This window comes from Kitasatospora sp. NPDC001095 (assembly GCF_053598615.1).
Genome location: NZ_JBSFKQ010000009.1, coordinates 115,131 through 132,844 on the forward strand (window position 1 = coordinate 115,131; position 17,714 = coordinate 132,844).

The 17,714-nt window shown below is 70.7% G+C and carries 18 protein-coding genes; 11 read left to right on the forward strand and 7 right to left on the reverse strand.

The window, feature by feature from the left end; all coding sequences use genetic code 11:
- Positions 1-189 precede the first annotated feature (189 nt).
- Positions 190-1,170 (reverse strand): COX15/CtaA family protein, encoded by a 981-nt coding sequence (locus ACWDBB_RS11350; RefSeq protein ID WP_449789340.1) that lies wholly within the window; start codon positions 1,168-1,170, stop codon positions 190-192.
- A 244-nt stretch (positions 1,171-1,414) separates the two neighbouring features.
- Between ACWDBB_RS11350 and ACWDBB_RS11355 the strand changes: the two genes are divergently transcribed.
- Entirely contained in the window at positions 1,415-2,758 is a 1,344-nt protein-coding gene (locus tag ACWDBB_RS11355) for a choice-of-anchor A family protein (RefSeq protein ID WP_449789341.1), read from the forward strand.
- 321 nt (positions 2,759-3,079) lie between these two features.
- On the forward strand, positions 3,080-3,775 hold the full coding sequence (locus tag ACWDBB_RS11360) for an LAETG motif-containing sortase-dependent surface protein (RefSeq protein WP_449789342.1): 696 nt from the start codon (positions 3,080-3,082) through the stop codon (positions 3,773-3,775).
- Between the two features lie 76 nt (positions 3,776-3,851).
- On the opposite strand, the gene ACWDBB_RS11365 is transcribed toward ACWDBB_RS11360, so the two are convergent.
- Both ACWDBB_RS11365 and ACWDBB_RS11370 read right to left on the reverse strand, forming a co-directional pair.
- On the reverse strand, positions 3,852-4,628 hold the full coding sequence (locus tag ACWDBB_RS11365; RefSeq protein ID WP_392878851.1) for an ABC transporter permease: 777 nt from the start codon (positions 4,626-4,628) through the stop codon (positions 3,852-3,854).
- Between the two features lie 20 nt (positions 4,629-4,648).
- Positions 4,649-5,575 (reverse strand): ABC transporter ATP-binding protein, encoded by a 927-nt coding sequence (locus tag ACWDBB_RS11370; RefSeq protein ID WP_449789343.1) that lies wholly within the window; start codon positions 5,573-5,575, stop codon positions 4,649-4,651.
- A gap of 163 nt (positions 5,576-5,738) precedes the next feature.
- Here ACWDBB_RS11370 and ACWDBB_RS11375 point away from each other — a divergent pair, with 163 nt between their 5' ends.
- From ACWDBB_RS11375 to ACWDBB_RS11410, 8 genes are read left to right on the forward strand one after another with little or no spacing between them, the layout of a single operon-like run.
- On the forward strand, positions 5,739-6,581 hold the full coding sequence (locus tag ACWDBB_RS11375; RefSeq protein ID WP_449789344.1) for a helix-turn-helix transcriptional regulator: 843 nt from the start codon (positions 5,739-5,741) through the stop codon (positions 6,579-6,581).
- Positions 6,582-6,590: 9 nt separating this feature from the next.
- Positions 6,591-8,006 carry a Fe-S cluster assembly protein SufB gene (gene sufB / locus ACWDBB_RS11380; RefSeq protein ID WP_449789345.1) on the forward strand — a complete coding sequence of 472 codons (1,416 nt, stop codon included), beginning with the start codon at positions 6,591-6,593 and terminating at the stop codon, positions 8,004-8,006.
- 56 nt (positions 8,007-8,062) lie between these two features.
- Positions 8,063-9,295: a Fe-S cluster assembly protein SufD gene (gene sufD / locus ACWDBB_RS11385; protein ID WP_449789346.1), complete on the forward strand. Its 1,233-nt coding sequence runs from the start codon at positions 8,063-8,065 to the stop codon at positions 9,293-9,295.
- 5 nt (positions 9,296-9,300) lie between these two features.
- Complete coding sequence (locus ACWDBB_RS11390) at positions 9,301-9,618, forward strand: bifunctional 3-phenylpropionate/cinnamic acid dioxygenase ferredoxin subunit (RefSeq protein ID WP_063349526.1); 318 nt, start codon at positions 9,301-9,303, stop codon at positions 9,616-9,618.
- A gap of 6 nt (positions 9,619-9,624) precedes the next feature.
- A complete protein-coding gene (gene sufC, locus ACWDBB_RS11395) occupies positions 9,625-10,389 on the forward strand; it encodes a Fe-S cluster assembly ATPase SufC (protein WP_449789347.1) in 765 nt (254 codons plus the stop codon).
- Positions 10,386-11,645 carry a cysteine desulfurase gene (locus ACWDBB_RS11400; RefSeq protein WP_449789348.1) on the forward strand — a complete coding sequence of 420 codons (1,260 nt, stop codon included), beginning with the start codon at positions 10,386-10,388 and terminating at the stop codon, positions 11,643-11,645. Before sufC ends, ACWDBB_RS11400 begins: the two co-directional genes overlap by 4 nt.
- A gap of 20 nt (positions 11,646-11,665) precedes the next feature.
- On the forward strand, positions 11,666-12,118 hold the full coding sequence (gene sufU / locus ACWDBB_RS11405; RefSeq protein WP_449789349.1) for a Fe-S cluster assembly sulfur transfer protein SufU: 453 nt from the start codon (positions 11,666-11,668) through the stop codon (positions 12,116-12,118).
- 22 nt (positions 12,119-12,140) lie between these two features.
- Complete coding sequence (locus ACWDBB_RS11410; protein WP_449789350.1) at positions 12,141-12,542, forward strand: metal-sulfur cluster assembly factor; 402 nt, start codon at positions 12,141-12,143, stop codon at positions 12,540-12,542.
- A gap of 255 nt (positions 12,543-12,797) precedes the next feature.
- Here ACWDBB_RS11410 and ACWDBB_RS11415 read toward each other — a convergent pair whose 3' ends face one another.
- From ACWDBB_RS11415 to ACWDBB_RS11430, 4 genes are all read right to left on the reverse strand, one after another.
- The gene (locus ACWDBB_RS11415; protein WP_449789351.1) at positions 12,798-13,670 is read right to left on the reverse strand and encodes a hypothetical protein; all 873 of its coding nucleotides are present in this window, start codon (positions 13,668-13,670) and stop codon (positions 12,798-12,800) included.
- A 215-nt stretch (positions 13,671-13,885) separates the two neighbouring features.
- The gene (locus ACWDBB_RS11420; RefSeq protein WP_449789352.1) at positions 13,886-14,239 is read right to left on the reverse strand and encodes a hypothetical protein; all 354 of its coding nucleotides are present in this window, start codon (positions 14,237-14,239) and stop codon (positions 13,886-13,888) included.
- Between the two features lie 428 nt (positions 14,240-14,667).
- Entirely contained in the window at positions 14,668-16,026 is a 1,359-nt protein-coding gene (locus ACWDBB_RS11425) for a hypothetical protein (RefSeq protein WP_449789353.1), read from the reverse strand.
- A 10-nt stretch (positions 16,027-16,036) separates the two neighbouring features.
- The gene (locus ACWDBB_RS11430) at positions 16,037-16,786 is read right to left on the reverse strand and encodes a hypothetical protein (protein WP_449789354.1); all 750 of its coding nucleotides are present in this window, start codon (positions 16,784-16,786) and stop codon (positions 16,037-16,039) included.
- Between ACWDBB_RS11430 and ACWDBB_RS11435 the strand changes: the two genes are divergently transcribed.
- On the forward strand, positions 16,785-17,696 hold the full coding sequence (locus ACWDBB_RS11435; protein WP_449789355.1) for a glycosyltransferase family 2 protein: 912 nt from the start codon (positions 16,785-16,787) through the stop codon (positions 17,694-17,696). The two genes, ACWDBB_RS11430 and ACWDBB_RS11435, sit on opposite strands and share 2 nt — an antisense overlap.
- The last annotated feature ends 18 nt before the right edge of the window (positions 17,697-17,714 follow it).

Sequence of the window (17,714 nt, forward strand, 5' to 3'; positions counted from 1 at the left end):
CTGATCGGCTGCCGCACCGAGCCCGTTCGCTCACCTTCAGCCGGATCACCCTCGTCCGATCCGTGTCCTGGATGCGCTGCGGGACGGCACGCCACGAGCACCCGGACGCACGACGGGCGACAGCTGCTGTGACAACACGGCGAAGGCCCCATCGGGGGATGGGGCCTTCGCCGTGAGTCTCGCTTCTGCTCAGACCGAGGCGGGCTGCGGGGTCTGGGCGGGGAGCTGGTCGGCGACCTGCTCGGTCCCGCGGGTGCGCAGGGCGAGGGGGACGCGCAGGGCGGCGATCCAGGTCAGCGCTGCGAGGAGCATGTGCAGGCCGACCATCAGCTCGGGGGCGTCGGTGAAGTACTGGATGAAGCCGAGCACACCCTGCAGCAGCAGGACGGCGAGCAGCTCCTTGGCCCGGGCGCGGGCGGGCTGCGGCGCCTTGACGGCGGCGAAGACGAAGATCACCGCGATGGCCAGGCCGACCGAGACGAACGCGAAGTCGGCGTGGAACTGGGCGAGGCGGTCGTAGTCGATCGGGATGCGCGGGACGATCTTGTTGTCCTTCGGCGTGCCCGGGTGGTGGCCGGCGCCGGTCACCAGGGTGCCGGCCGCGACGAGCAGGCCGATCACGGTGACCAGGACGTACGAGAGCTGGTGGATCGGCCGGGCCACGGACAGCTGCGCCGGGCCGTCGCCCTCCTTGGACCGCTCCCACATCAGCAGCGCGACCCAGACCAGGGCCATCGCGGCGATCATGTGCAGTGCCACGGTGTACGGGTTGAGGCCGGTCAGCACGGTGATGCCGCCGAGCACGGCGTTGCTCATCACCAGCCAGAACTGCGCCCAGCCGAGCTTGGTCATGCTGCGCCGCCAGGGCCGGTGGCAGCGGGCGGCCAGGATCGCCCAGCCGACGGCGGCGCTCAGCACGTAGGTGAGCATTCGGTTGGTGAACTCGACGACGCCGTGGAAGCCCATCTCGGCGGTGGGCGTCAGGCTCTCGTCGGTGCAGCGGGGCCAGGTCGTACAGCCGAGGCCGGAGGCGGTGAGGCGGACGGCGCCGCCGGTGACGACGATCACCACGCTCATCACCAGCGCGGCGAACGCGGCGCGCCGGACCATCTCGGCGGATGGCTGCCAGCGCTCGGCGAGCAGGGAGAAGGGGTTAGGCACGGGGTCCATCGTAGGCGGCCTTACAGGCGATCTTGGGGCGGGGCGCGGGCGGTGGCGGCGGCCCGGTGCGGGCGGTGCAGCGGTCGGTGGCCGCCGACACGCAGGGGAGCGACACGCGGACAAACCAGGGCGGTTCGGTCAAGGGGCGAATTGGTCTTGACCAATCACCCGGTTGGCAGAAAGAGTGCGGATTGGTCCATACCTTTTTCGGGCCATTCCCCACTCCTCCCGCACGTAAGCGGAGATCCTGCACATGCGCATATCCACTTCCGCCGCCGCGCTCGCGGTCGGCGGCTCGCTCGCACTGGCCGGCCTCGTCGCGCCGGCCGCCCAGGCCGTCGGCGCCGACCAGGAGTGCCGCAGCCTCGGGGTCGCCAACCTCTACGGCGAGTTCATCGAGGGCGACGACACCCACACCCCGGACGCCGAGGGTGCGGTCGCGGTCGGCGGCAACGCCGACTTCACCGGCGGCTTCTCGGTCGGCCAGGAACTCACCCCGGCCGAGGTCGACGCCCTGCCGGGCAAGAACGCCCTGGTCGTGGCGGGCAAGATCACCGGCCACAACACGCAGGTCATGAAGGGCAACGGCGTCTACGGCTCCAAGGCCGACGGCGCTGTCGTCCAGGCCCACCAGGGCGCCGTCGCCCAGGGTGCCTCGCCGATCGACTTCAAGGCCGAGTTCGCCAAGCTGCGCGCCGCCGCCACCTCGCTGGCCGCCGTGCCCCAGACCGCCGGCGCCACCGTCCAGGCCGAGGGCGCCAAGCTGACGTTCACCGGCGGGGACGCGAAGTACAACAGCTTCACCGTCGACGCGGCGAAGCTGCAGGGCGCCAAGGAGGTGTACGTCAAGGTGCCGGTCGGGGCGGTGACCGTGATCAACGTGACCGGCGGTTCGTACGACATGGCGGCGGCCGGGACGAGCGGCTTCCTTCTCTGGGACCAGAGCAAGTCAGCCTTCGTGCTGGACGACAAGAGCCAGAGCGCGTCGGGCGGGGCGATCCGCTCCAGGCTGCTCTGGAACTTTCCGACCGCGACCAAGGTGACCAAGAAGGGCGACGCCGCCTGGGCCGGGACGGTGCTGGCGCCCAACGCCGCCGTCTCACTGAACACCCCGGGCGTCAACGGCGGGCCTGGGACGGGTGGTGCACCGATCAACGGTTCGGTCATCGCCGCCTCGCTGACCGGCACCTCCGGTGCCGAGACGCACCACTACCCCTTCACCGGCTGTCTGCCGGGCACCACCGTCCCGACGCCGTCCGGCACGCCGACGGTGCCGCCGACCGTGCCGAGCGGCTCGCCGTCGGCCACTCCGAGCGCGTCGGCCTCCCCGAGCGGTTCGGCGAGCCCCTCGGGCGGCCCGTCCGCCCCGGTGACCGGCACGCCCGGGGCGAGCGGTTCGGCCAGTGCGTCGGCCGGCGGTTCGACGGCCGTTCCGGCGGCCTCGGGCAGTCCGTCCGCCCGGCCGAACGCGGGCGGCGACCTGGCGCACACCGGCTCCGGTCCGGTGCTGCCGCTGGCCGTCGGCGGTGCGGTCGTGCTCGCGGCCGGCGGGGCGATCGTGGTGGCCGCCCGGCGCAAGGCGGCCCGGAAGGCCTGAAACCGCCCGAGCCGGTCGACGTGAGTTCGTCAACTGACCGAAACGGCGCCCTCGGTGACTCGACTCGATCGCCGTGGGCGCCGTTCTGTCTTGAAAGTGACCAAGTTCATTCGGCTTTGCCGAATCCGTGTTCCGCGAGGTGGCGGCTGTGATGGGCTGGTCGTGCACATCGGAAGACGGACGGACAGTCGAAATCCGGTCGTACGGCGGGGTGTGGCAGGGTGCGGAAGTGCCGGTAGAGTCCCCCGGACAGTCGTAGCGGGCCACCGCGAAACACTCAACACGCCTGCTGCACAGGACCGTTCGGAGGGGAACAAGGTAATGGTGCGACAGCAGCGGCACTTCGCGATCGGCGCCACGGCACTCGCCGGGACGGCTGCGGCCGGCTTTCTACTGCCACTGGCGCTGGCGTCCAACGCCTCGGCACACGTGCCGACGTGGACGGTGACCTGCGACAAGGTCGTGGTCGATCTGATCAACTACAGCGGCAACGAGACCGTGAAGAACACCGTCAGCCTCACCATCGACGGTGAGAAGGTCCTGGACGGCAAGATCTTCCCGAAGGAGTTCCACGGCACCTTCCCGGTGAAGGACCACAATGCCCCGATCAAGGCGAACCTGGTGGTCACCACCACGGAGAACCCGAACGAGAAGGGCTGGAACATCAACGAGACCAAGACCATCGAGCCGTGCCACACGCCGACTCCGACCCCAACGCCCACCCCGACCCCCACACCCACCCCGACTCCCACGCCCACCCCCACCCCGACGCCGACCCCCACGCCGACCGTGACCCCGACTCCGCCGGTCACGCCTCCGGCCAGCCCGAGCCCGTCGGCCACGCCCACCCCGAGCAGGACCCCCGTCCCGGCGCCCACCACCAGCGCGCCGGCGCTCGCCCAGACCGGTAGCAGCGACGCCACCCCGATGATCGCGGCGGCCGGCGGCGGGGTGCTGCTGCTCGGCGGCGCGCTCGTCCTGCTGGCCCGCAAGCGCCGTGGCGGCAACGAGAGCTGACGCTCCGCAGGCTGAAAAGCCGCGACGCCCCCGGCCTGGTGAGGCCGGGGGCGTCGCGCGTCGGTCGGGCGCCGGCTCACTCCCAGCGGAAGAAGCGGGCGGCGGCGGCCAGGCCGAGCACCGACCAGCCGGCCAGGATGCCGAGGTCCGACCAGGGCACCCCGGCGCCGTCCTGGAGCACCGACCGTAGGCCGTCCGAGAGCGCCGAGATCGGCAGCAGCTCCAGCACCGACCGCACGGCATCGGGGAACCTGCTCAACGGCACGATCACCCCGCCGGCGAGCAGCAGCAGGATGAACACCAGGTTGGCGCCGGCCAGGGTGGCCTCGGCCTTCAGGGTGCCGGCCATCAGCAGGCCGAGGCCGGAGAAGGCGGCGGTGCCGAGCACCAGCAGCGCGGCGACCGTCAGCGGATCGCCGTGCGGGGACCAGCCGAGGGCCAGCGCGATCACCGACAGCAGCGCCACCTGCAGCGCCTCCGTCACCAGGACGCAGCCGGTCTTGGCGGTCAGCAGCGCCCAGCGCGGCAGCGGGCTCGCGCCGAGCCGCTTCAGCACGCCGTAGCGGCGCTCGAAGCCGGTGGCGATGGCCTGGCCGGTGAAGGCGGTGGACATCACGGCCAGTGCGAGCAGGCCGGGGGCCAGGAAGTCGACCCGCTTGCCGGGACCCTCGACCGCGACGATGTCCACGGCGGAGAACAGCACCAGCAGCACGGTCGGGATGACCACGGTGAGCAGCAGCTGCTCACCGTTGCGCAGCAGCATCCTGGTCTCGAACGCCGTCTGGGCGAGCAGCATCCGGCCGACGGGCGCGGGGCCCGGCTGGGGGGAGTAGTCCGTCGTGACGGCGCCCATGGTTCCCTCGCTTCGTTCGCTCACGAGCGCAGCTCCCGTCCGGTCAGGTCGAGGAAGACGTCCTCCAGGCTGCGGCGCTGGACGGACAGCCGTTCGGGCAGGATGCCGGAGGCCGCGCACCAGCCGGTGACGGTGGCCACCAGCCGGGGGTCGACGGGCGCCTCGATCCGGTAGCTGCCGGGGGCGGTCTCGGCGGCGGTGGCGCCCTCGGGCAGCTCCTTGAGCAGCGGGCCGAGGTCGAGGCCGGGCGGGCCGTCGAAGCGCAGCGCGTTCTCGGCGCCGCCGTGGCACAGCTCCTCGGTGGTGCCGTCGGCGATGACCCTGCCGCGGTCGACGACGGCGACCCGGTCGGCGAGCTGCTCGGCCTCGTCCATGTGGTGCGTGGTGACGACCACGGTGACGCCGTCCCGGCGCAGGTCGCGCACCAGGTCCCAGGTGGCCCGGCGGGCCTGCGGGTCCAGGCCGGCGGTGGGCTCGTCCAGGAAGACCAGCTCGGGGCGGCCGACCACGGCCATCGCCAGGGCGAGCCGCTGTTGCTGGCCGCCGGACAGCCGCCGGTAGGTGGTGCGGCCGCAGGAGCCGAGGCCGAGGCGCTCGACCAGGGCGTCCACGTCCAGTGGGTGGGCGTGCAGCTTGGCGGTGTGCCGCAGCATCTCGACGGCGCGCGCGCCCGCGTACACGCCGCCGGACTGCAGCATGACGCCGATCCGGGGCCGCAGCGCGGCGTTCTGGGTGACCGGGTCGAGGCCGAGGACGCGGACGGTGCCGGCGTCGGGGCGGCGGTAGCCCTCGCAGGTCTCGATGGTGGTGGTCTTGCCGGCGCCGTTGGGGCCGAGGACGGCGGTGATCGCGCCGGCCGGGATGGTGAGGTCGAGGCCGTCCACCGCGAGCTTGTCGTCGTAGCGTTTGACCAGCCCGGCGATCTGGACCGCGGGTTCGGAGTGCATACCGGCGAGTGTAAGAGGGCCTGACGCGCGGGCCGCCCGGCGGCTCGGTGATCGTTTTCCCAGGCCAGGTAAGGCTTGCCTGCGTGATCGATGACACCGGTGAGGCATGGATCACGGCTTGTCCCGACGGAAGGAATTACGCAACACTGGTGTTGTGAAAAACATGCGCGAGCACGCCCAGCAGCAGGAGGCCGAGTCGGCCTCCTCCTGTGACGTGCCCGTGACGGCGGCCGAGGTGCTGCTGGAGGGCCACCGGGCCACCCGGGACCGGGTCGCGCGGTCGATCCTGGACCACGGCCCCTCCTCCGCCGCCGACCTGGCGAACCGGCTCGGCCTCACCGCCGCCGCCGTCCGCCGCCACCTCGACGGGCTGGCCGCCACCGGCCTGGTCGAGTCCCGTGAACAGCGGGTCTACGGAAGCCGCGGCCGGGGCCGCCCGGCCAAGGTCTTCGCCCTCACCGACGCCGGCCGGGACGCCTTCTACCAGGCGTACGACCAGCTCGCCGCCGACGCGCTGCGCTGGATCGCGGACTCGGTGGGCGGCGGCAAGGCGGGCGAGGAGGCGGTCGCCGCCTTCGCCCGCGCCCGCTTCGGCAAGCAGGCCGAGAAGTACCTGGAGGCCCTGCGCCTGGCCGCCGCCGGGGAGCGCACCGAGGCGCTGGCCCAGGCGCTGAGCGCGGACGGGTACGCTGCCACGGTGCGGCGTGTCCCGTCGGCCGCGGCCCAGGCCCCGGCGGGCGCCCAGCTCTGCCAGCACCACTGCCCGGTCGCGCACATCGCCGAGCAGTTCCCGCAGCTCTGCGAGGCGGAGACCGAGGTCTTCTCCCGGCTCCTGGGCACCCATGTGCAACGGCTGGCCACGATCGCCCACGGCGACGGGGTCTGCACCACCTATGTGCCGGCATCCGGTGCCGCATCGTCGTCCGCCCGGGTGCCTTCGGGCCGCGGCTCCGATGCAGCGCCGACTGCCGGTACGTCCACCGAAGATTCTGCGTCCGCGCGTTAGGAAGCTCGCATGACTGACACCGTTTCGCACCCGGAGCTCGACGGCCTGGGCAATTACGAGTACGGCTGGGCCGACCCGGACACCGCCGGTGCCGCGGCCAAGCGCGGGCTCAGCGAGGAGGTCGTCCGCGACATCTCCGCGAAGAAGAACGAGTCCGAGTGGATGCTCAACCTGCGTCTCAAGGGCCTGAAGCTGTTCGGCAAGAAGCCCATGCCGACCTGGGGCTCGGACCTCACCGGCATCGACTTCGACAACATCAAGTACTTCGTCCGCTCCACCGAGAAGCAGGCCGAGTCCTGGGAGGACCTGCCGGCGGACATCAAGGCCACCTACGACAAGCTCGGCATCCCGGAGGCGGAGAAGCAGCGCCTGGTCGCCGGCGTCGCCGCCCAGTACGAGTCCGAGGTCGTCTACCACCAGATCCGCGAGGACCTGGAGGAGCAGGGCGTCATCTTCCTGGACACCGACACCGCGCTGCGCGAGCACCCGGAGCTGTTCAAGGAGTACTTCGGCACCGTGATCCCGGCCGGCGACAACAAGTTCGCCGCGCTGAACACCGCGGTGTGGTCCGGCGGCTCGTTCATCTACGTGCCGAAGGGCGTGCACGTGGACATCCCGCTGCAGGCCTACTTCCGGATCAACACCGAGAACATGGGCCAGTTCGAGCGGACGCTGATCATCGTCGACGAGGACGCCTACGTCCACTACGTCGAGGGCTGCACCGCCCCGATCTACTCCTCCGACTCGCTGCACTCGGCGGTCGTGGAGATCATCGTCAAGAAGGGCGGCCGCTGCCGCTACACGACCATCCAGAACTGGTCGAACAACGTCTACAACCTGGTCACCAAGCGCGCCGTGGCGTACGAGGGCGCGACCATGGAGTGGATCGACGGCAACATCGGCTCCAAGGTCACCATGAAGTACCCGGCCGTCTACCTGATGGGCGAGCACGCCAAGGGCGAGACCCTGTCGATCGCCTTCGCGGGCGAGGGCCAGCACCAGGACGCCGGCGCCAAGATGGTGCACATGGCGCCGAACACCTCCTCGCACATCGTCTCCAAGTCGGTGGCGCGCGGCGGCGGCCGGACCTCCTACCGCGGCCTGATCGAGATCGGCGAGGGCTCGCACGGCGCCAAGTCCAACGTGCTGTGCGACGCGCTGCTGGTCGACACCATCTCCCGCTCGGACACCTACCCGTACGTGGACGTCCGCGAGGACGACGTGTCCATGGGCCACGAGGCGACCGTCTCCAAGGTCAGCGAGGACCAGCTGTTCTACCTGATGAGCCGCGGCCTGACCGAGACCGAGGCGATGGCGATGATCGTCCGCGGCTTCGTCGAGCCGATCGCGCGCGAATTGCCGATGGAGTACGCGCTGGAGCTCAACCGGCTGATCGAGCTGCAGATGGAGGGCGCGGTCGGCTGACGTTCCGGCCGCCCACCGCCCACCGACTTTTCGAGGAAGAGAGCACTACGACAGCCATGGCTGACGTCAACACCCCCACCGGCTCCACCACCGCCGGTTCGATCGAGGTCGGCACCGCCGGCGCGGGCGCGCAGCTCGCCGGCCCCGGCACCGGCCGCACCGCGGTCCAGCAGCCGATCGACGCGCGCGTCGCGGTCAAGCCGTCCTTCGACGTGAACGACTTCCCGGTGCCCACCGGCCGCGAGGAGGACTGGCGGTTCACGCCGCTGCACCGCCTCGGCGGGCTGCACGACGGCACCGCCGCCGCCGCGGAGAAGGGCGAGGACAAGGTCGAGTTCACGCTGCCGGACGGCGTCACCGCCGAGACCGTCGGCCGGGACGACGCCCGCCTGGGCAAGGCCGGCACGCCGGTCGACCGGGTCGCCGCTCAGGCGTTCAGCGCCTTCGAGCAGGCCCTGGTGGTCACCGTCCCCAAGGAGGCGGTGCTGACCGAGCCGGTCAAGATCGACGTGCGCGGCGAGGGCGGGGTCCGCTTCGCCCACGTGGTGATCGACGTCAAGCCGTTCGCCGAGGCCGTCGTGGTGCTCAACCACGCGGGCACCGGCACCCGGGCCGCCAACGTCGAGCTGCTCGTCGGCGAGGGCGCCAAGCTCACCTTCGTCTCCGTGCAGGACTGGGAGCGCGACGCCGTCCACGTCGCCCAGCACAACGCGCTGGTCGGCCGGGACGCCTCCTTCAAGTCCGTGGTCGTCACCTTCGGCGGCGACCTGGTCCGCCTGCACCCGCGGGTCAACTACGCCGGCCCCGGCGGCGAGGCCGAACTGTTCGGCCTCTACTTCGCCGACGCCGGCCAGCACCTGGAGCACCGCCTGGTCATCGACCACGACACGCCGCACTGCCGGTCGAACGTGGCGTACAAGGGCGCGCTCCAGGGCCAGGACGCCCACGCGGTCTGGGTCGGCGACGTGCTGATCCGCGCCGCTGCGCTCGGCACCGACACCTACGAGCTCAACCGGAACCTGGTGCTCACCGACGGCGCCCGGGTCGACTCGATCCCGAACCTGGAGATCGAGACCGGCGAGATCGTCGGCGCCGGCCACGCCTCGGCGACCGGCCGCTTCGACGACGAGCAGCTGTTCTACCTGCAGGCCCGCGGCATCCCGGCCGACGAGGCCCGCCGCCTGGTGGTCCGCGGCTTCTTCGCCGAGCTGCTTCAGCAGATCGGCGTGGCCGAGGTCCAGGAGCAGCTCATGGAGAAGATCGACGCCGAGCTGGAATCGGCGGTCTGAGCACGATGACCTTCCTCCGTGCCTGCGCGCTGAGCGACCTCCAGGAGGACGTTCCCAAGCGCGTTGACCTCAACGGCGTGCCGGTCTCCGTCGTCCGCACCGACGAGGGGGTGTTCGCGATCAACGACACCTGCTCGCACGCGAACGTCTCGCTCTCCGAGGGCGAGGTCGAGGACTGCATGATCGAGTGCTGGCTGCACGGCTCCAGCTTCGACCTGCGCACCGGCAAGCCCTCCGGCCTGCCCGCCACCAAGCCGGTCGCTGTCTACCCCGTAAAGATCGAAGGGGACGATGTGCTCGTCTCCGTCAACCAGGAGTCCTGAGTACACATGGCAACCCTTGAAATCCGCGACCTGCACGTCTCCGTGGACGCCGAGAACGGCCCGCGCGAGATCCTGAAGGGCGTGGACCTGACCGTGAAGCAGGGCGAGACCCACGCCATCATGGGCCCGAACGGCTCCGGCAAGTCCACCCTGGCCTACTCGCTGGCCGGCCACCCCAAGTACACCGTCACCGGCGGCTCGGTGCTGCTGGACGGCGAGGACGTCCTGGAGATGTCCGTCGACGAGCGCGCCAAGGCCGGCGTCTTCCTGGCCATGCAGTACCCGGTCGAGGTCCCGGGCGTCTCGGTCAGCAACTTCCTGCGCACCGCCGCCACCGCCGTCCGCGGCGAGGCCCCCAAGCTGCGGCTGTGGGTGAAGGAGGTCAAGGAGGCGATGGCCGCCCTCCAGATGGACCCGGCCTTCGCCGAGCGCAACGTCAACGAGGGCTTCTCCGGCGGTGAGAAGAAGCGCCACGAGATCCTCCAGCTGGAGCTCCTCAAGCCGAAGATCGCGATCCTCGACGAGACCGACTCCGGCCTGGATGTCGACGCGCTGCGGATCGTCTCCGAGGGCATCAACCGGGTCCGCTCGACCGGCGAGGTCGGCACCCTGCTGGTGACCCACTACACCCGCATCCTGCGGTACATCAAGCCCGATTACGTCCACGTCTTCGCGGGCGGCCGCATCGTCGAGTCCGGCGGCGCCGAGCTGGCCGACAAGCTGGAGGAAGAGGGCTACGAGGCGTATGTGAAGGGGGGCGCGTCCGAGTGACGCATCCGTTCACGGGACTGCTCGACACCGACGCGATCCGCAAGGACTTCCCGGTCCTCCAGCGGTTGCTGCACGACGACAAGCCGCTGGTCTACCTGGACAACGCGGCCACCTCGCAGAAGCCACGCCAGGTACTGGAAGCCCTGACCGCCTACTACGAGCGGCACAACGCCAACGTCCACCGCGGCGTGCACGTGCTCGCCGAGGAGGCCACGGCGCTGTACGAGGGCGCCCGGGACAAGGTCGCGGCGTTCGTCAACGCGCCGAGCCGCAACGAGGTGATCTTCACCAAGAACGCCTCGGAGTCGCTCAACCTCGTCGCCAACATGCTCGGCTGGGCCGACGAGCCCTACCGGGTGGACGCCGACTCCGAGATCGTCATCACGGAGATGGAGCACCACTCCAACATCGTCCCGTGGCAGCTGCTGTCGCAGCGCACCGGTGCGAAGCTCAAGTGGTTCGGGCTGACCGACGAGGGCCGGCTCGACCTGTCCAACATCGACGAGCTGATCACCGAGAAGACCAAGGTGGTCTCCTTCACCCTGGTCTCCAACCTGCTGGGCACGGTCAACCCGGTCGAGACGATCGTCCGCAAGGCCCAGTCGGTCGGCGCGCTGGTCGTCATCGACGCCTCGCAGGCCGCGCCGCACATGGTGCTGGACGTCCAGGCGCTGGAGGCCGACTTCGTCGCCTTCACCGGCCACAAGATGCTGGCCCCGACCGGCATCGGCGTGCTCTGGGGCCGGCACGAGCTGCTGGAGGACCTCCCGCCGTTCCTCGGCGGCGGCGAGATGATCGAGACCGTCACCATGGGCTCGTCCACCTACGCCCCGGCGCCCCACAAGTTCGAGGCCGGCACCCCGCCGATCGCCCAGGCGGTCGGACTCGGCGCGGCCATCGACTACCTCCAGGACATCGGCATGGAGAAGATCGCGGCGCACGAGCACGCGATCACCGAGTACGCCGTCGAGCGGCTGCTGGAGGTCCCGGAGCTGCGGATCATCGGCCCGCGCACGGCCGTGGACCGCGGCGCGGCGATCTCCTTCACCCTCGGCGACATCCACCCGCACGACGTGGGCCAGGTGCTGGACGAGCAGGGCATCGCCGTGCGCGTCGGCCACCACTGCGCGCGGCCGGTCTGCCTGCGGTACGGAATTCCGGCGACCACGCGGGCGTCGTTCTATCTGTACTCGACGCCGGGCGAGGTCGACGCGCTGATCGACGGCCTGCACCACGTCCGGAACTTCTTCGGCTGACGGGACGGGGCAGGACGACCATGAAGCTCGACTCGATGTACCAGGAGATCATCCTGGACCACTACCGCAACCCGCACGGCAAGGGGCTGCGGGACGGTGACGCCGAGGTGCACCACGTCAACCCGACGTGCGGCGACGAGATCACCCTGCGGGTGAAGCTCGACGGCGCCACCGTGGCCGACGTCTCGTACGAGTCGCAGGGCTGTTCGATCAGCCAGGCGAGCGCCTCGGTGCTCAACGACCTGGTGGTCGGCAAGACCGTGGGCGAGGCGCAGGCGGTCCAGGAGGCCTTCCTGGAGCTGATGCAGAGCAAGGGGCAGGGCGAGGGCGACGAGGAGGTGCTGGAGGACGCGGTCGCGTTCGCCGGCGTCTCCAAGTACCCGGCCCGGGTCAAGTGCGCCCTGCTCAGCTGGATGGCCTGGAAGGACGCCACCGCCCAGGCGCTCGCCCAGAACCCCGCCGTGAACGACTGAACCCGCAGAGGAGGACAAGACCATGAATGACGAGAGCACCACCACCGCCGCCGGCACCGAGGCCTCCGCTGCGGAGGAGCAGCAGCCCGGCGTCATCGTCGGCACCACCGCTGGCACGGTCTCGGTCGAGGACCTGACCGAGGCCCTGATGGACGTCGTCGACCCCGAACTGGGCATCGACGTCGTCAACCTGGGCCTGATCTACGGCATCCACATCGACGAGTCCGACGTGGCCACCATCGACATGACGCTCACCTCGGCGGCCTGCCCGCTGACCGACGTCATCGAGGACCAGGCCAAGACCGCCACCGACGGCCTGGTGCAGGACCTGCGCATCAACTGGGTCTGGATGCCGCCGTGGGGCCCCGACAAGATCACCGACGACGGCCGCGAGCAGCTCCGCGCGCTGGGCTTCAACGTCTGATCGCTGCTTTTCGCCTTCGCCGCTGCCCGGGACTTCTTCGTAAGTCCCGGGCAGCGGCGCTTTCGCTGGGTGAACACCCGGGCGCCGTCTGCTTCGTTGAGCACGTTCACCGCCGTTCCCCACCATCCACCCCCCACCCGCCTGTCGGCGGGTGCCCGCCCCCGCCCTCGCCGCGCGCCGCCCGGCCAGGCGGCGCGCGGTGCTCATGGAGCAGGGGGACGTACCTGTCGGGGCCGGTGGGGCAGGCAGCCTGTCTCAGGCGGCGATGTGTGCGGGTCGACTGCCGGCCATCGAGGAGCGTAGAGCGGTTCGGACTCGGGCGGCACCTTTGGCTGCCACGTCCGCCCCCTGGCCGACCGCGAGTGTTCGGATTGTCAGGCCGGCGCACGGGCGGCAGATGCCCGGTCGTGGCACGGGGTCGTGGCACTTGGCGCACTCGGAGTAGCGGGCGGCCGGGGGGTGTTCCCGGGGGTGGGGCGGTGGCAGCTTGTGTTCCAGCCGGTAGCGGAGCAGGGCGGCTGCTGAGTGCATCGGGACGGGCAGGCCCGGCAGCAGGGCTTGAGTCAGTTCGGCTACGGTGCAGCCGCGCGCCAGCCACTGCGCCACCAAGGGCGCCAGCTCCCGGGCTTCGGCCTCGCCCAGGCGTAGCCGGGGTTCGGGGCGGAGTACGCGGAACAGGGTGGCCACCGCTTCGCGGAACGGTTCGCTGTCGGGCGGCACCTCCCCTTCTTCCCGGTCGCCTTCGTCGGCCGGGCTCGCGGGGAGGGAGGGTTCTTGGCGCCCGTTCTTTACAACAGAGCTGTCAGCACGACCGGTTGCCGCTTCACCGGGCGCCGGACGGGTGGTACCCGGTGGTGCGAGCTGCGGAGTGTCGTAGACGTGGTTCTCGGTGATGATCGTGCCGTCGGGCAGACGGATCGTCTCGACCCGGTAGTAGCCCGCCTCGGTCAGCTCCTTCAGAGCTTTGCGGATGGCTCCGCGCCCCTGGGGGCTGCTGTCGGCCATGTGCCGACCGTCCTCACGCCAGCCGTCGGGTCGGGAGAGCAGATCCGCGAGCAGGCCTCGGGCGGTGTAGCTCAACCGCCGGTACTGGAGTAGGGCGTTGGGCAGCACGGTGAAGTTGCGCACGTGGGCGCTACGATGGACACGCATCGGGAGTTCTGGCTCCTGTTGCCGGACCCCGGAGCGTTGGCGCGCTGCCGGGGTCACCTGTTTTCGGTTGGACTACGAAACGTACCACGGCAATTGACGCTATGTGAGACGTTTGTGGCATTCCGTGCGGATGCGCTGGGGTCGGCCAGGAAGGCGATGTCCTCGGGGCGGCCCCAGCGTTGGACGCAAGGTCAGGTGGCTTCGGCTTGGTCCATGGCGGCTGCGCTTGGCTGTGCGAGCCAGACCAGCCGTGCAATGGTCCCCGGTCGCCCTGCGAAGTGGCGCAGGGCCCTCTGCGGAGATGCGAGGGTCATTCGCGCCTGCTCGTCGATGCTGATGACGTGCGCTCGTCCGCTGTGGTCGGCGAACCCCCAGGCGACGACCCACCCGTCGGCGTCCGGCAGTCCCTTGCCACACACCTGGACAACGGCGAACAGACGGGGTGCGGTGTCGAGCACGAGCCCGCACAGCTCCTGGTCGAAGGTCGGGCCGTCAGGCAGTCGAGGCGTGACCGGACGGGGGCTACGCAGCGGCGCAGCAGCCATGGAAGTTCTCCTACATGAATGGGATCGGACTCGGCGCTGCCACCATCACGGGCAGCGGAACAGCTTGCTCGGGCCGGTGCCAGATCAGCGAAGCCAGGACGCCGCGTGGCCAGTGGCCGAGCCAGAACACGACGGTGGACGGTTGGGGCTGGTCCTCGGTGGAGCCGTCGCGGGGCAGCAGTTCGGTGGGGGCGATGTAGCCCTCGCGGGGGTCGAGCCGCAGCCGGAGGACACAGGGGCAGCCCGAGGGCGGTGTAGGCCTTGGTCGAGCTCGTGGCTTGACCGAGGTGGACGGCGTCGGGGTCGGCGAGTTGGTCGGCGCGGGTGGCAGGGTAGGGGTCGGGCCCGCACCGGCTGGTGCGGGCTCGGGTGGCGTCACTTGACCGCGTAGGAGTTGCCGCGAAGCACGATCAACTGGTGCCGTCCGATCACGTCGGGGCCACGCGGCGCTTCGACCACCGTTCCTCCTCCGTCCGGTCCCGAAAGGGAGCAACCAGCCACGGCACGAGCCGCGGGGCTGGAACAGCGGCGATCTGCTCAACCGGTCGGAGAAGCGCCTGCTTGCATGACTCCGCTGTCCAGACGGTGAACCGGGCGTTGGGGTAGGCCGGGTTGATGCCGATCTCTCCCTTGGGGCTGACGCCGTTGAACGGCGTCGAGATGCCCTCCCTGTTCCAGTAGGCCCACGCCTGCATGGCCTTGGCCTGCTCGAAGCAGTGGTAGAGCTGCGGGTAGCGGTCGAGGAGCCGGATCTCCCGGAAGATCAGCTGGCCGAGGAGGTGTGGTGCCGTCTCGGCCATCGCGCCCAGGTCCGCCGCGTGGAACGTGAAGTCCCGGATGTCCTGGCGGGGTGTCAGGGACGTGGTGGCGAACAGATGGGACATGCGCCGGCGGACGTAGTCGGCGGCCGACGTCGCCAGGTTGGGCTCGATGCCTCCGACGAGATCGAGGAGCCGGGCGTGGTCCGGGTAGAACCGCCCGAGGTCGAAGAGAGTGCCCATGCTGTCCACGGCGGAGAAGGCGAGTTCCTTGTAGAGCCGGTTGTTCATCTCCCCGCGGTCCGCGTACTCCCGGGTGGCCCGGCTGGTGGAGTGGAGCATCAGGTATTCGGCGACGGTCTCGAAGTAGAGGTACCCGAGATAGGGGAAGACGGGGACCGTGGCGGCGAGGGCGTCGATGAACGACTCTTCCGGCGTCGTGCCACCACTGGCGTTGTGCAGGAGCTTGTCGAGGAACGGGGCTGCGACGCACACCCGGTCCACGACGGACCGCAGCACCTGGTCGTCCTCGGCTGCGGTGAGGACATGCCGGCCCGCCTGGTAGGTCCGCAGATGGATGCCGCCGAGCCGCAGGTAGTTCAGGCCCTTGGCCGGTGCCGGGCAACCGGGGGTGACTTGGATGACCAGGGGTGTGCTGTCGCGGCGGCTGGCCAGGCCGTGGCGGGTGTCCAGTAGGTAGGAGCCGAGGTTGTGGGGCCGCAGCGCGCCGCCGGGCAGCGGGGTGAGGGGCGAGCCGTAGACGGCCCCGATCAGGCAGCCGGTGGAGGCGAGCAGGTGGCCGCTGGAGCGGATGGCGTCCAGGGAACGGGTCAGGTGCAGTAGGTAGACCGGGCCGCCGGCGGTGAGCGAGGCGAGCATGGCATTGGCGTCCTCGCGCAGCAGGTGCCCGTTGGGCGACTGTTCGAGGCGCTGGTGCCAGTCGGACTCGGAGTCGGCGAGTCCGGCTGGCAGTGGTCGGTCGGGAGGTGTGCTGTAGTCGGTGTGCGCGAGGTCCCACTCGGTGTGCACGGGGCTTCTCCTACTCGGGCATCACGGCCTGGAGGGCGCCCTCCAGGGCCTGGGTGTCGGTCGCGCCGTCGAGGTGGGCCTGCTCGCTGCCCACGACCAGGCCGTGGGCGAGGACCGGGGCCCCGGCGGGAACCTGCAGGCGTAGGCGGTTGAGGTCGGGCCACCAGCGGGCCAGCGGAAGCCGGTAGCGGTCGAGCGCGTCAGCTGCCTTGAGGAGGTCCACCGCCACCTGGTGCTGCCGGTAGCCGCGTGCCTGGTTGCCGGTGAAGGTGTGGTGCGGGACGTCGTGGAGGGCGACCGCGGTGATCGCCTCCGTTGTGGCCGCCGTCCCGAATACCGCCTCCACGTCGGCGATGTACTCGGTGAGCCAGTCGGCGGCGCGCTGACCGTGGCCGGGATCGTCGCGGTCGTTGAGCCTCCGGCAGTCGTGGCAGGCCGCCGCAGCTGCGAGCGCCAGCCCCCGGTCCGACGGGAGGCCGTGGTCGGCGGCGAGCAGCTGCACGAGCACGGCGACCCGGGCACCGTGGCGGACGCCGTGGATCGAGGCGGCCGTCTCCCTGCGGGCGAACCAGGAGGCGTTCGGTACCAGCAGCAGCGGCCGGTGTGGCATGGTGACTCGGACACCCGCGCCAGCGGGCCGGTGGCGGGCGATCCAGTCCAATGTCGGCCGGTCCATCGCCTGGTGGTCCGGCCGTCTGCCGGAGCCGGCCAGCTCGCGCAGCGACGGTTCGCCGCCTGGCCGGGGTGTCAGCGAGATCATGAAGAGTTCCTCTGAGTTGGGGTCGGGTGCGATGGGCGTCACACTGGGCGTGGTGGTGCTGACGATGGGAAACCGGCCTGCGGAGCTGACGGCGCTGCTGGAGTCGGTACGGGCCCAGGACGGCGGCGACAGCGGCGTTCGGACCGTCGTGCTCGGGCAGGGCGTGAAGCTGCCCGAGCTGCCGCAGTGGGTGGACGCGGTGGAGCTGCCGGAGAACCTCGGCATCCCCGGTGGCCGCAACGCGGGTGTCGAGCGGCTGCGCGAGCTGGGCGGCACGGACGTGCTGGTCGTCCTGGACGACGACGGGCTGCTGCCCCGCACCGACACGTTCCGGCTGATCCGGGAGGCCTTCGAGCAGGACCCGAAGCTGGGCATTGCCGGCTTCCGGATCGCGGATGAGACCGGGTTCACCCAGCGCCGGCACGTCCCCCGCCTCGGCGCATCCGACCCGATGCTGTCCGGGAAGGTCACCACCTTCCTCGGCGGCGGCCACGCCATCCGCATGAGCGTGATCGACCAGGTCGGCGACTTCCCCGCTCCGTTCTTCTACGCGCACGAGGAGACCGACTTCGCCTGGCGCGCGCTGGACGCGGGCTGGCGCATCGACTACCGCGCCGACCTGGTGCTCCAGCACCCCCGCACCGATCCGGCCCGTCACGCAACCTATTACCGGATGACGGCCCGCAACCGGGTGTGGCTGGCCAAGCGCCACCTGCCCGCCGTCCTGGTGCCGATCTACCTCACCTCCTGGGCGGCCTACACAGTGGTTCGCCGGCCGCCGCTGGCCGGTCTCAAGGCGTGGTGGTCCGGTTTCTTCGAGGGCGTTCGGGTGTCGTGCCCGCCGCGTCGGCCGATGCGGTGGAGCACGGTGTGGCGGATGGCGAAGCTGGGCCGGCCGCCGGTGTTCTGAACGGTCGGCCCAGCACGC

Excerpts from the sequence above, each read along its gene's own strand:
- ACWDBB_RS11360 (WP_449789342.1), top strand. The coding sequence starts at position 3,080 with ATGGTGCGACAGCAGCGGCACTTCGCGATCGGCGCCACGGCACTCGCC.
- ACWDBB_RS11370 (WP_449789343.1), bottom strand. The coding sequence starts at position 5,575 with ATGCACTCCGAACCCGCGGTCCAGATCGCCGGGCTGGTCAAACGCTAC.
- ACWDBB_RS11355 (WP_449789341.1), top strand. The coding sequence starts at position 1,415 with ATGCGCATATCCACTTCCGCCGCCGCGCTCGCGGTCGGCGGCTCGCTC.
- sufU (WP_449789349.1), top strand. The coding sequence starts at position 11,666 with ATGAAGCTCGACTCGATGTACCAGGAGATCATCCTGGACCACTACCGC.
- sufB (WP_449789345.1), top strand. The coding sequence starts at position 6,591 with ATGACTGACACCGTTTCGCACCCGGAGCTCGACGGCCTGGGCAATTAC.
- sufC (WP_449789347.1), top strand. The coding sequence starts at position 9,625 with ATGGCAACCCTTGAAATCCGCGACCTGCACGTCTCCGTGGACGCCGAG.
- ACWDBB_RS11350 (WP_449789340.1), bottom strand. The coding sequence starts at position 1,170 with ATGGACCCCGTGCCTAACCCCTTCTCCCTGCTCGCCGAGCGCTGGCAG.
- ACWDBB_RS11435 (WP_449789355.1), top strand. The coding sequence starts at position 16,785 with ATGAAGAGTTCCTCTGAGTTGGGGTCGGGTGCGATGGGCGTCACACTG.
- ACWDBB_RS11420 (WP_449789352.1), bottom strand. The coding sequence starts at position 14,239 with ATGGCTGCTGCGCCGCTGCGTAGCCCCCGTCCGGTCACGCCTCGACTG.
- ACWDBB_RS11410 (WP_449789350.1), top strand. The coding sequence starts at position 12,141 with ATGAATGACGAGAGCACCACCACCGCCGCCGGCACCGAGGCCTCCGCT.
- ACWDBB_RS11375 (WP_449789344.1), top strand. The coding sequence starts at position 5,739 with ATGCGCGAGCACGCCCAGCAGCAGGAGGCCGAGTCGGCCTCCTCCTGT.
- ACWDBB_RS11365 (WP_392878851.1), bottom strand. The coding sequence starts at position 4,628 with ATGGGCGCCGTCACGACGGACTACTCCCCCCAGCCGGGCCCCGCGCCC.
- ACWDBB_RS11430 (WP_449789354.1), bottom strand. The coding sequence starts at position 16,786 with ATGATCTCGCTGACACCCCGGCCAGGCGGCGAACCGTCGCTGCGCGAG.
- sufD (WP_449789346.1), top strand. The coding sequence starts at position 8,063 with ATGGCTGACGTCAACACCCCCACCGGCTCCACCACCGCCGGTTCGATC.
- ACWDBB_RS11390 (WP_063349526.1), top strand. The coding sequence starts at position 9,301 with ATGACCTTCCTCCGTGCCTGCGCGCTGAGCGACCTCCAGGAGGACGTT.